Origin of the sequence: Paenibacillus arenilitoris, assembly GCF_014705655.1 — a bacterium.
Lineage (GTDB): Bacteria > Bacillota > Bacilli > Paenibacillales > Paenibacillaceae > Pristimantibacillus > Pristimantibacillus arenilitoris.
Map to the genome: position 1 here is coordinate 111,236 of NZ_JACXIY010000014.1, position 12,495 is coordinate 123,730.

General features: G+C 50.3%; 11 protein-coding genes and 1 pseudogene. 6 read left to right on the forward strand and 6 right to left on the reverse strand.

All coding sequences use genetic code 11. The features are described from left to right. Window positions 1-461: 461 nt before the first annotated feature. Together IDH41_RS11885 and IDH41_RS11890 are read right to left on the reverse strand one after the other, a co-directional pair. A complete protein-coding gene (locus IDH41_RS11885) occupies window positions 462-1,910 on the reverse strand; it encodes a glycoside hydrolase family 32 protein (protein ID WP_190861251.1) in 1,449 nt (482 codons plus the stop codon). Window positions 1,911-2,009: 99 nt separating this feature from the next. Continuing rightward, complete coding sequence (locus IDH41_RS11890) at window positions 2,010-3,932, reverse strand: type 1 glutamine amidotransferase family protein (RefSeq protein ID WP_190861253.1); 1,923 nt, start codon at window positions 3,930-3,932, stop codon at window positions 2,010-2,012. 526 nt (window positions 3,933-4,458) lie between these two features. On the opposite strand from IDH41_RS11890, the gene IDH41_RS11895 reads away from it, so the two are divergent. The 6 genes from IDH41_RS11895 (at window position 4,459) to IDH41_RS32125 (ending at window position 9,059) form a co-directional block, all read left to right on the forward strand. Beyond that, window positions 4,459-4,695: a hypothetical protein gene (locus IDH41_RS11895; protein WP_190861254.1), complete on the forward strand. Its 237-nt coding sequence runs from the start codon at window positions 4,459-4,461 to the stop codon at window positions 4,693-4,695. A 167-nt stretch (window positions 4,696-4,862) separates the two neighbouring features. Beyond that, window positions 4,863-5,390, forward strand: coding sequence for an ATP-binding cassette domain-containing protein (locus IDH41_RS11900; protein ID WP_190861256.1), 528 nt, complete (start codon window positions 4,863-4,865; stop codon window positions 5,388-5,390). A 57-nt stretch (window positions 5,391-5,447) separates the two neighbouring features. After that, complete coding sequence (locus tag IDH41_RS11905; protein ID WP_190861259.1) at window positions 5,448-5,942, forward strand: transposase; 495 nt, start codon at window positions 5,448-5,450, stop codon at window positions 5,940-5,942. Next, a complete protein-coding gene (locus tag IDH41_RS11910; protein ID WP_190861261.1) occupies window positions 5,939-6,394 on the forward strand; it encodes a helix-turn-helix domain-containing protein in 456 nt (151 codons plus the stop codon). Before IDH41_RS11905 ends, IDH41_RS11910 begins: the two co-directional genes overlap by 4 nt. A 633-nt stretch (window positions 6,395-7,027) precedes the next feature. Further along, the gene (gene ltrA, locus IDH41_RS11915; protein WP_223829663.1) at window positions 7,028-8,566 is read left to right on the forward strand and encodes a group II intron reverse transcriptase/maturase; all 1,539 of its coding nucleotides are present in this window, start codon (window positions 7,028-7,030) and stop codon (window positions 8,564-8,566) included. A 343-nt stretch (window positions 8,567-8,909) separates the two neighbouring features. Then, window positions 8,910-9,059 (forward strand): IS3 family transposase, encoded by a 150-nt coding sequence (locus IDH41_RS32125; RefSeq protein WP_223829664.1) that lies wholly within the window; start codon window positions 8,910-8,912, stop codon window positions 9,057-9,059. 87 nt (window positions 9,060-9,146) lie between these two features. On the opposite strand, the gene IDH41_RS11925 is transcribed toward IDH41_RS32125, so the two are convergent. The 4 genes and pseudogenes from IDH41_RS11925 to IDH41_RS11940 form a co-directional block, all read right to left on the reverse strand. Continuing rightward, a complete protein-coding gene (locus IDH41_RS11925; RefSeq protein ID WP_190861265.1) occupies window positions 9,147-10,031 on the reverse strand; it encodes a hypothetical protein in 885 nt (294 codons plus the stop codon). A gap of 217 nt (window positions 10,032-10,248) precedes the next feature. Continuing rightward, on the reverse strand, window positions 10,249-10,686 hold the full coding sequence (locus tag IDH41_RS11930) for a hypothetical protein (protein ID WP_190861267.1): 438 nt from the start codon (window positions 10,684-10,686) through the stop codon (window positions 10,249-10,251). 200 nt (window positions 10,687-10,886) lie between these two features. Continuing rightward, window positions 10,887-11,063, reverse strand: a pseudogene (locus tag IDH41_RS11935) (Tn3 family transposase); the annotation flags it as partial. Window positions 11,064-11,911: 848 nt separating this feature from the next. Beyond that, window positions 11,912-12,484, reverse strand: coding sequence for a hypothetical protein (locus IDH41_RS11940; RefSeq protein WP_190861268.1), 573 nt, complete (start codon window positions 12,482-12,484; stop codon window positions 11,912-11,914). Window positions 12,485-12,495 lie beyond the last annotated feature (11 nt).

The window sequence follows — 12,495 nt, forward strand, 5'->3', positions numbered from 1 at the left end:
GTCCGATCAGCGCATACGCTGCTCGCCAGCACGGCTAGCCGAGCGCAAAGCCTGCGATTGTGCAGTCTTTGCGCCAGCGATGGGGCGGCCGGATGGAAGGCCTGCGGATGTGCAGGCTTTTCGAGACTTGAGCCCCCTTCGAGCTTATCTAAATGAAAAAAGATGCACATTCGCAGGCATTTGCTTCGCCGCTCGTATGGAGCGGCCAAAAGCCTGCGCATTTGCAGGCTCGGCATAAGATGTACCGCCGGGGGGAGAGCTCACGGCGGCCACTCGATGAACGCCTTGATCGCGGCATCGCCGAACGCGTACAGCAGCTCGGTCGCTTCCAGCTCCGCCTAAAGCGGATTTTGCGCATGAAGGAGCTCGTCGTAATAATAGAGCAGGACGCGCATCCGCCTGTCCTCGTACGTCGATAAAAAGGTCGGTGCGGGCAGGCGATGCGCCTCGTATATCCGGCACTACGATTTCGCTTCGGACAGTTCCCAGGCATCGAACCGGGCGAGCCTCGCGACGACCGAATCGCCGAACAGCCCCACCCCGGCGCTTAGCGCAAGCGTCGGATAAACCCTGGCGGATAAGCAAGCCGTCTCGTTGCCGAACACCTCGATCGTCGAATGGTCGACGAAGACATGAAGCTTCAGACGGCCGTCCGCCGGCTCGTAACGGCCCGTGACCGGCGTACGGCGCGGCAGCGGGGACAAGCTCGATCGGCTGCGGTCGATCGTCAGGAGCCCGGCCCCGGGATCGACGACGATGCGCGTCGCCTCCCGGCCGTCGCCGGAGCGGAGCACTTCGATGCCGAATGCCGTCTCCGTGCCCGCCAGGTCGAACTCCGCAATGATTTCGACGGCTCTGCCTTCGATGCCCGCCCGAACGCTCTCTCCTTCCGCGATAAGATCCGCGAGCCCGGAGCTTCGTCCGCGCAGCCGGCGCAGCTCGGGAACCGGCCGCATCGCGAGCTTGCCGGAAGCCGTCACCTCCAGCTCCCGCGGCAGCGCTTGCACGCCCGCCCAGCCTGCTTCCGGCAAGAAGTTCTCCCTGGAAGCCTCCGGCATCCACCCGAACAGGATGCGCCTCCCGCTGCCGTCTACCAGCGTATTCGGCGCGTAATAGCCGTCCCAGCTTCCATGGTCGATCACGCCCTCCGTATCGGGAATGAACGTATAGTCAGCCGCGAGCGTGCCCGTCACATACTTCACCGTTTTACCCGGAGAATAAATAAGCACGTATGTGTCGCCCTCGCGATAAAACAGCGGACACTCGCACAGCGCGACGCTCGGGTCGGCATAAAGGATGTTCAGGAACGACCAGCTGACCAGATCGGCAGACTTGTAGATCGCGACGCAGCCCTTGCCTTCATGCGCCCCTCCGACGACCATGAACCAGTCCTCGCCTTCCCGCCATGCGAACGGATCGCGCCACTCGCGTATGTCGATGCCGCCGTGAATAGAGGTTGTCATGACGGGATTTTGCGGATGCTTCGTCCAGGTCCTCATCCCGTCCCGGCTCGTCGCCAGCCACTGCTCGGCGCCGGTGGAAGCGTTCCGCTCGCCCTCCCCGATGCTCGTATACAAAATCTTCGGCTCTTCGCCGTCCAAGACGGCGCAGCCGGAAAAGCAATGAAGCTCTCCAAGCTCCTCTGACGGATACAGCGCGACCGGCAGATGCTCCCAATCGACCAGATCCGCGCTGCGGGCATGCCCCCAATGAATCGTTCCCCATTGATCGCCGTTCGGATTATGCTGATAGAACAAATGATAATAGCCTTCATGAAAAATCGTCCCGTTCGGATCGTTCATCCAGTTCCGTTCCGGGAGAAAATGATAAACCGGCCGATACATGTCCTTCTTCACGATACGTTCACCTCGCCCTGTCTGCACGGGATCGTCAGCCGGCTCCGTGCGCATCCTTCCCCCGCCGGAGGGGGGTTCTTCCAATATTTTCATGAACATTATAACTGGCCCGGGCTAGTTTTTACAGTCCTTTCCTGATCGGCCCGCTCCGGATTACTCGAGCTGATAGGCAATCAGCTTGGCGCTTCCGCCGATCCCGGATGCCAGCGCGTTTTTCCCGTATAAATTATCGAGCGTATTGGCCACCTGCAGCTCGATCGTGTTCCTGCCGGGACGCAGCATGCCGGTTACGTCCCAGTTATACGGAGGCCACAGCTTTATGCCCGCATCGCTGCCGTTCACGCTCAGCCGCGCCGTCTCTCTTATATCCTCGATCTCCAGTACGACGGCGACCGCTTTCCCGCCGTTATCGCCTTCGGCCGCTATCGGCGCCCAGTCGAAGGCTTGCCGATAAACGGCCTTTCCGGACAGATGGGGATAGCCGGCAGCCGTCCAGTACCCTGACATGCGATTGGGAGGAGCGGTTAGCGCCTCCGCGGACGTCAAGGCGAACTCTCCGACAAGGAAAGCGGGATAAGCGAAATTCGGCATGGGCTCGAGCAACGAAAAGGTTAAGATTTCAATCGTGTTATCTCCACTCTGCAGGTAAGGAGAAATATCCGCCCAATAATAGAAGCGATCCTGCCACTTCGCCGGCTCGAGCGCGGGCAGCCGCTCCCCGTTCACGAATATTTCCACGCTTCTGCGCCGGGATAAGAAGCCGATATGCGACTGGATATCCTGCCGCAAATCGTCAAGCACCAAATAAATGCCGTCTTGGCGATACTGCCGTTCCGACGGATCGGCGCCGCTGCCGTTAAGCGATTCGATCAAAGACTGTTCCGCCTTTATCGTCCTTCGGAACGTATTGACCTGTCCGGGCATCGTCGCCGATATTCTGGCTTGCCGATCGTTCAACGTCACTTCCCAGCGGTCCAGAATAAGCGCGTTGCGGTCTTCCGTCCCGAAATCCCATTCCCGCGATAGCTCGCGCGTATGCAGCATGCCCTTGGCGGATGCGATGGCCGCGTCTTGCGATCGCTTCGCTTCCGGTTGCTCCGCCTCCGGCCTAGGGGCAACGATGCGCATTTGGCCGGGAGCGAGCGCGAAGCGCTGCAGCTCTACCTTCGTAATCAACCGGATATCCCCCGTCTCCAGCTCCCATTCCTCCAGCGCTTCTCCCGGCGCCGCGTCATATTGGAGCTCCACCGAATCATCCGACCAATTCATGATCCAGGTAAACGATCGGCCTTCGAGCCTTCTGCCGGTCATAATGACATGCTCCGCGCTTTGCTCCGGCACGATCCAGCGCTCGCCGAGATCGCTGCCGGCAAGCTTCGCGCGAATTTCCTGGCACAAGCCGGCGGCATCGTCGCCGCGAAGCTGCCCGGCCGTCATGAAGAGCGTCTTGCCGCCGCCGCATTCGTGCCAGCCGCCCGCCCTGCCGGGCGCCGGGAACAATTGCTCGATATACGAGGCCAAATCGGGATCATGCGTGACGAACGCGCTGTGAACGGGCAGCTCTTCCAGGGCGATCAGCATGCCCCCCGACCGGACGAACGCCAGCAGCCGCTCCGCCGTTTCAAGTCCCAACACCTTCATCGCCGGCAAAATCACGATCGAAAACCCGCCCTCGCATTTCGGAAAACGCAGCTCTCCTGCCGATGCCGTCCCGCTCGCGATCTGGCATTCGTCCGCGTACTCGAAATCGAGCCTGCCTCGGATCAATCGGTCCGAGAGCAAGGAGAACAGCTCGTCCACGTGAAGGTTTTTGCACGCTTTTCCGCTGCGGAACATCTCCTGATAGACGGTGTGGATCGGAGATACGAGCAGAACCTTCGACGCCTGCCTGCCCAGGCTGCCAAGCAGGCTTAAGCGGCCGATATAGTCGCCGAAAGCCCGGTAGTGCTCCCAATGCGGCGCATGATAAAACTCGGTCTGCGGGAAATCGGTCTTGCGGTACCCTTCGAACGAATAATAAAACGCATGGGGAATAAACAGATTGACGCCAAGAAACGCCATGAAGTTGGCGTCCATGCGCCTCTCCCGCATCGAATACCCGTGATCGCTCGCTCCCGAACGCTTCGCATACGACCCGCTGCTTTCCTTCCAGACGAGCGACCGACGAAGCGCATTTCACGGACAAGATCCGGTAAGGGTTGTCCTTCGTCCCGATGCCTTTGGTCAAATAGTCCACGCCCGGATAATGGAACTGCCGCAGCACCATCGTCTGGTTGCCTTGCGAACGCGCCTGTCCCCAGAGCGGCTCCTCCAGCGTATGGCCGATGTAAGCCAGCCCGCGCGACTCGCACCACCGGCTCAGCGCCTCGTGATAAGCGCCGACATACCACCGGGTCAATGCGCCGTAGTAATGCTCCCGTATCGCGTGGCTGGCATCCTCAAGCTCATACAGAAGCGCGCCTAATAATGGACGCAGCGAATAGCCGCATTCCGCTTCGAACCGCGTCAACAAATTTCTCGTCCAACCGAGCACGTAGCCCGGCAAATTGCCGTTCAGCGTCCGGACCGACGTCCGGATCGCTTCCGTGCCGAAGAAGCCGTCATGAATCATCAGCCCCGGCTCGTCGGTGAAGATGCCCCGTATCGTCCCGCCGAAATCGGCCTGCAGCTCAAGGAAAGGCTCGTATCCGGCCTGAATGAACGCTTGCACCGCTTCCGGGTTCATCGTATCGAGATAATAGCCCGCGCCGAACGTTACTTTCTCGGCAATCTCGCATTCCCAGCAAGCGAGAATGACATAATCCCCGGGCACCGGGGGCGTCCAGCATTGTCCCTGTAATTCCGTTACGTCGAACGGGTCATTGGCCAGGATGACTTGCTCGCCCACTTGACGCAAGACCCGATAGGCGAGAATGGCGATATTCTAAGGAGCTTAGAATATATAACTATATTCATTTCATTCTTGATAAATGGGAAAACAAAGTAACGACAATCAGAAAAATAACGATGGATCTACAGAAGAAATTTCATACAAATAATTTATTTATCAATGGTTTTGGATTTCTTTTGGTAGGGGTATTCTTCGTATCAACTTCTATAAGCGTATATAATTCTGAAGCCAGTATAGGTGCTTTTGCTGGATTGGTTTCTTTCTTAGCACAGCTTACGCCAATGATAAACAATGTGGGTTCAACATTGAAAAGCTTTAACATTAACAAAAATAATATTAACGAATTATTAAGTTTTTATCAAGAATATGAGACTAATCGAATGTATGCCAAGAACGTAAAAATTCAGCAACCATCGAGTGGAGGGCTCATTCGATTAGAGAATGTCTCGTTCATGTTTCCGAATAGCGAAAAATATATATTGCATAATGTAAATTTAGAAATTCACCCTGGAGAGACACTCGCCATTGTAGGTTTGATTGGAGCAGGTAAAACGACGTTAGCAAATATTATTGCCGGTTTTTATGAGCCGACTGAAGGACGAATTTATATAAATGGTGTCGATTATCCCCCTCTGTCAGAATAGTTGTCGTACCCCTTAAATGAAAGTATAGTGGGAATAACGAGGATGAGGTGGGAGACAATGAACCAAGTGAATGAGAAGTTAAAGGAGAGCATTGTGCAACGCATGCTGCCCCCGAACAACGAATCGGTCAGTCGGATCGCCAAGGAAAGCGGTCTATCTGAGACGACGCTATACAAATGGAAAAAGGCGGCGAAAGCCCAAGGGATGATGAATAACGGTGATGTGTCACCTGAGCGATGGAATACGCGTGAGAAGTTCGCCATCGTCGTCGAAACGGCAAGCTTAAGCGAAATCGAGTTGGCGGAATATTGTCGGACAAAAGGGTTGTTCGTCGAGCAGGTTGAATCATGGCGCGATGCCTGTATGCAAGCCAATGGCGGAGTTGCCGCACAAGCGGGCAAGCTGCAGAAGGAACTGCGCACGAAAGAGCAAGAAAACAAAGCCTTAAGCCGTGAGCTTAAGCGTAAAGAAACGGCGCTCGCCGAAGCAGCCGCCTTGTTGGTGCTGCGAAAAAAGGCCCAAGCGATTTGGGGAGACCAAGAGGACGAATGATCAGTGCCTCAGATCGCAAGGAAGTTATCACACTGATTCAAGAGGCCGTCGCTACCGGCGCAAGAGAAGCCGCTGCTTGCAAGGAACTCGGACTGACGCAGCGAACGCTGCAACGCTGGCGTAAGCAAGGCGGCAGCGAGGACGGGCGCCCTCATGCCACGCGGCCAGCGCCTGCCAACAAGCTGAGCGAGGCTGAAGAGCAGCAGGTGCTGAATATTCTTCAGAAGCCGCAAAACAGGAGCCTGCCGCCAAGCCAGATCGTGCCTGCTCTGGCTGACGAAGGCATCTATATCGCCTCCGAATCAAGCTTCTATCGAATCATGCATAAACATAATCAACAGCATCATCGCGGGCGTAGCAAGAAGCGCACAGCAAGGCCGCTTACCAGCCATGCTGCGACCGGACCGAATGAAGTATGGATGTGGGATATTACCTGGCGTACGCCCAGCTAACGAGTTCCCTTAGCGGAACAAGTTACTTGAGCATGTTTGGAATGCATGCCGAGATTTTTTTCAGGCATGTCCTCCCTCTGCTGTGAGGGGGAGTGAGCCGAAGTGGCGGTGACTTGCCGACACTGGCAAGGTGACGTAGTCCGTGGGAAACGGGGCTTGCGGCGAAGCGATTACGCCAAGATGAGTCTCTAGGCTGAGCATGGGAAGGTTGAGGAACACGAACCTATTAAACCGCATCTGAGGGTTGAAATGTCACCCCTGCCTACATCGCTTAACAGGCAGGACACGGATCGATGCTAGTTACAGCCATGAACTGGCATTGCGAATATCGGTTGGACATGTACGCCAACCGATAGGGAATTGCGAAGAGAGCACAGCTAGAGCGTGATGTCCGTGACGACTTGCAGAAAGCAAGGATAAAGACTGCGATAGGCAACCTAACCCATGTGTGGAGTCCAACATGTGAACTGGGGAAAGTTTGCATGGATGCCAAGGGAGTGAGCTCCCCGATGCTATGCAGAATGACGGAGCCTCCGTAGTAGTCCGAGATCGGGAAAGCCGATTACATGGCGAAGGGAGGCAGTTTAAGTGGTTTGCTTGGCCTATTAACTGACCCTAGTGAGGTGAAGACCTTTGATAATCAGTGAAATGCAAAGCAAACTGGCGACAGGGGCAACTGAAAGCAAAGAACGTAAGTTCGACCGACTCCTAAGACTTATTGCAAACAAGACTTGGCTCAGCGAAGCGGCTAGCATTACTCAGGCTTCAAGTGGTGCCCGAACACCTGGTGTAGATGGCATCAACAAGTGCAAGATGGAAGAAATGCTTGATCTTGAACTAGACAACCTACGGCATGAATTGTTGACGGGAACGTACTGCCCGCGACCTGCGCGGCGCGTATATATTCCAAAAGCGAACGGCAAGCTTAGGCCGCTAGGCATCCCCTGTCTCCGAGACCGCATCGTGCAACGTGCGATGGTAATGGCTATGGAACCGATCTGGGAAAGCGACTTCCACCCTCAATCCTACGGATTCAGACCGGCACGAAGTGTCCATCATGCCATTCGAACGGTTAAAATGCAACTGCAGGATGGAAATGAACGCACAGAAGCAACTGCGGGTCGCTGGGTCATTGAAGGCGATTTGGCCAGTTACTTTGATACCGTTCATCATCGGTTGTTGATGAAGGCAGTCCGCAAACGCATCTCTGACAAGCGCTTTCTTGCCCTGCTGTGGCGTATCATCAAGGCAGGATGCGTAGACCGTGGATTATTCCGAGCCTCTAGTGAAGGAGTTCCGCAAGGTGGTGTCATATCACCGCTCCTATCCAATATTATGTTACACGAATTCGATCAGTGGATGGAAGCGAAATTTCTGAGTAAAAAGGTGAGGAAGGATCGCTGGGCATGGAACTTCGGCATTCAGAAAGAGCGCCCTATCGCAATACGCGAAAACCGACAATGGATGCCAGCAATCTCCTATTGCCGTTATGCCGACGACTTTGTAGTGGTAGTCAAAGGAACCAAGGCACACGCTGACGAAGTGCGAGAAGCGTGTCGTTTATTTCTCGAAGATCGGCTGAAACTCACGCTGAATATGGATAAAACGCATATTACGCATGTGAACGATGGCTTCATTTTCCTTGGTCATCGAATTATTCGGAAGCGTGGAGCTAGAGGACGAATGCGACCTGTATCCTCGATTCCTTGGGATAAATACCGCCGTTTCACAGAGAAATTAGTCAAGCAATTGTCAGGGAATTTCGGTATGAACAAAATGGATTTAGTTGAAAGTCTAAATCGTCAACTTACAGGATGGTCTAATTTTTATCAATACACAGACTATACAGCAACGATATACGGAAAAGTAGACCGCGCGGTATTCTGGAAGCTCGGTCACTGGCTGGCGCGAAAATACAAACGTGGCTTCCGATCATTGATGCAAGAATATGTACGATCCCCAGAGAAAGGCAAGGCTAAAATCTGGGTACTGCAAGGTCAGAGCAGCCGGGGATTTTATGGAGAAATACCGTTGAAAAGGTTAATAACCAGCCGCAAAGGCTGGTTCAAATGGCGTACTCCAGCAGAAAATCCATACATCCTACGTTCAGAGAAACATCGTACAATTGAATCCTACTATGACGAAGTCGCCTTTGCTTTGAGCAACGCTTAAATGGAGAGCCGGATGCGCTGAGAGGTGCAAGTCCGGTTCGGGAAAGAGAGATGGGGAAATAGTTCGACTACGCCCCATCTCTTATTTCACTCCGAATGAAATACGGCTGGATGTACCTATACGCTGTCGTATCAATAGATATAAAAAAACTCGACTGATGGTGAAATTCAGGGAGGGGGACGGTCTCATTTTGAAGCAGCAAGATTTCCTTCTCCCACTTAGTCAAGACTATGAGGTAATAAAACTATGAAGAAAGCCGTGCATCTGCCTCGCTCGAGCTGCTGAAGGCGGCGGTTCTAGTCAAAAGTTTTTAACATGTGTTATGTTCAGTTTACGATGCAAGATGACTAGCTTAACGCTAAAATGTGAGAAGTATTTCTTGCACACTTACCAAACCTTTGAGCAGCTCGAAAGGGACTTTTACAATTACGAGCGATTACAAGCGAAATTAGACGGCCTCAGTCCGATGCAATTCAGGACCAAGGCCGCCTAACCGTTTTATTATTTATGCTGTCTACTTGACGGGGTACAGTTCATACTGGCAGCCTTATCATTCTTTTTAGAGTCACTTTTATAGCACTTATTTAATTGTAATTAAATTTGATGAGTGGACACTATTTTCTATAGTAGTTAGCTTATAAGGATTATTCACACTTATTACATATAAATTACTATCTTTTATTAAGTGTTCATCATTTAATTCAATTGGAATTGTTGCCTGCCCTGATGGCATCGTATAAAACAGAGGATCATCCTTAAATAATTGACCATTTGAATTCAAAACAATGATCGATACTTCATTACTTTCATTCATCATATTTATATTTATATTTATGTTTATATCCCTTGTTTTTGACTCTAGAATACTTATAATTTGTTTGAAATCAATTAATGGCATTGCATTGGTTAATAAAGGTTGAATGTATTGTAGATCAGTTGGTTTAGTTTTAATTTTGGTATATGAAACTTTTGGAACTATAGATGAATCGCCGACTAATAAAGCTGCTCTTCTATACATGAAAAATTGGTCTTCAGGAATCATTTTATCATTATCCAGGTGGTACTCAGGACTTCTAATGGAAATAACCAAAAAATCGTGAAGCCCCTCATTTAATTCTGGAATATTAATATTAAATACTTCTTTTTCATTTTGATTTAATATTATATCGATATATGATAAATCCTCACCATTTTTTTTCACATTGATCTGCTTGTAATCCAAAAAGAAAAATAATCTATATTTTTGTTTTGTAGATAAATGATTAATCAATGTGATTTTTGGATAATAAATACCCTCTTTTTTAATAGTGTGTATTTGTTGATATCTATCTGAGTTCTCATGCCATAAACCTAAAGATGTACCACCGTACTCGGTAGGTTTTATAGTGTAATCATATTTTTCAGAGCATCCAATCATATTTATAGCAAATATGAATAATATATGTATTAGAAATACTTTTTTCATACCCACCTCGGAATTATCATATTTAATTTTACTACTTGCTTACAAACTTGCTCTTCTATATACTCAAACAGATAACACTACCAATCCAGATTCGCTGTCGAAAAACTCCGACAGCGAATCACGATTGAATAAGGTGGCAATCAACATTCAATATTGGTCTTGGAGGCCCCACACCTCTGACCATTTTTTTCATTAAATTCCTTAATAAATCTACTATTTAAGTAGTGATACCATTTTCATCAATGGTGTTATACCCAGTTTTGACACCACCGTCATTGAGGAAATAATGTGTCGATTGAGATGAGTATGATATACTAGATGCGTAAGTCCCAAGGTTAAGAAGCGCTACTGCTGTGCCTCCATTTGTACTAGAGTGACTAGTAGTAGATCCTGCAAAAATACCATTTTTACTGGCATTAATAGTCGTAGTGGATTTTCCTATATGCGCGCCTACATTTAATTCTAATAATCTTGTCCATGCCTTTGCCATGACTGTATTTCCAGTAATCAGTTGTATTTCACTCCAGGCTTCAGAGTTACCAATCAAGTCTCCATCATAATACAGATAAGACTCTTCTGTTGTAGCATAAGCACTTGATGTAAAAGTTAATATTAGTGCCAACATTAAAGAAATAGTCACTAATGCCTTTTTCACTTTTCCCACACCCTTTTTATAAAATACCATATCCTTGGCTGCGCAGCATATGGATTAAATGGTTAAATATAGAATATCAAAATTGTATGGTTTATAAATAGCCCTTAAGAACTGGATATTCGACAGAGTACTTGTGTCAACTTCACTGGTATTGGTCCTATTGCGAAAAAAAAGAGTTGCTGAGAGCTATCTTTTTTCTTGACGTAGACGATACAATTCTGCAGGAGATGCAAGGATAGAACGGCCATTTCTTGTTCCTCTATTCGATTCGTCGCCGCCGTTGTCGTAAAAATGAAGCTATGGACCGAGTTCCAATTTTCCACGACATTCAGCCCATCGTTCATCTCGCGGCGCAGCTCTTGGGAGTTCAAATACTCGCTCCGGGCTCCCTCTGCAGCGCGCACCTTGGCCCGCATCGATCAATCGGGAAGTACTCGCCGAGCTGAAGAAACAGCTGCGCAGATCCGGAAACGCTCCTGTTACCGTCTCCCCTCTCGCCTGTTGCAAGTTCTTGACTCCAACGGAGGTATGCTGGTCGTTCGCATTCGACCAGGAACAGAATTCGCCATCGAATCGTCAAATACCATGAGGCGATATTTGCTGCTCACATACGGCCGCCGGCACTTGAACGAGCTGTAGCCGGCGATCGACGAGGCCATCAACCAGGAGTGCTTCCGGGTCAGCGTCAGTCGGCGCCGAACAAGCTGCAGCTTCCGGCGATCGGTAGCCGATAATCAGGAGCGCTCGCGGATTCGCGCGAAGCTGCTCTGGTCAACGGCCGTCAGCGCCGAACGAGCTGCAGCAGCCGGCGATCGATGCGGTCGAAAACCAGGAGCGCTTCTGGGTCCGACTCAGTAGCCCAGGATCCCCCGACACACCTGGAAAGAGTCGCAGCAGCCGAAGATTGAACCGGCCAGTAACCAGGAGCACATTCCGATCCCCGCGCAGCAGCTCCGGCCGGCCGCCGGCGCACCTGGAAGAGCCGCTGCCGGCGACGATGCGGCCAGTACCCAGGAGTGCTTCTGTATACGCATGCTTTTAAATCAACCTTCTGCTCCATACCAAATCGAAACGTTCCCCTATCAGCTCTCGTTCAAGCTGATCGAATACGCCGAGGATCCCGAGATAGCCATCTTGCTGCTCGTATAAGTTCTTTACAGAGCGAGTGAACCGGTCGAACCAGTATAAATAGAAAAGCCCCCGATAATAGGGAGCGTGACTCGTATTATATTTGGTTTGATTCAGTTTGTTCACTATGCCTTGAAGATGTATAATACAGAATTGTATTTGCAATTGATACTTCAAATATCATCATTGGAATTCTGACCAGCAAGTACACCAAACCGCCTTCCCACCAACTCGTTACGAATGCAATAATAATCAAGGCCAGCAATGTCAAATTTGAGAAGTTTTCAATATTGCGGCCCTGAATTCCATTTCCGTATCTGCCAATACCATGCATTATTCCTGCAACAACACTAATCATGATTAGTACTTTCCATAGTGTTGAGGGATCGTAGAATCCTTTCGCAAGATCTGTAATGGTAGATGACAGTTCGGCATTTGCAACATATAGACATAAATAAATTAACAAGTGCCTAAAAAACGGATACCTATCCTTTATTGGCAATGAGGTGTTAATGAAGAAGGAGAAAACTATCGTTAAGACAAAATAGGTAAAAAAGTTGTAACCAAATATGTAGAAAATTAGAGTCTGAAATAAAAAAGCGATTGCAAAATTCCATAAGAATCTGAAGAAAAGGCCAATAAAATATCCTTGCTGCATGCCTGTGTTCACTAGCGTTCTCC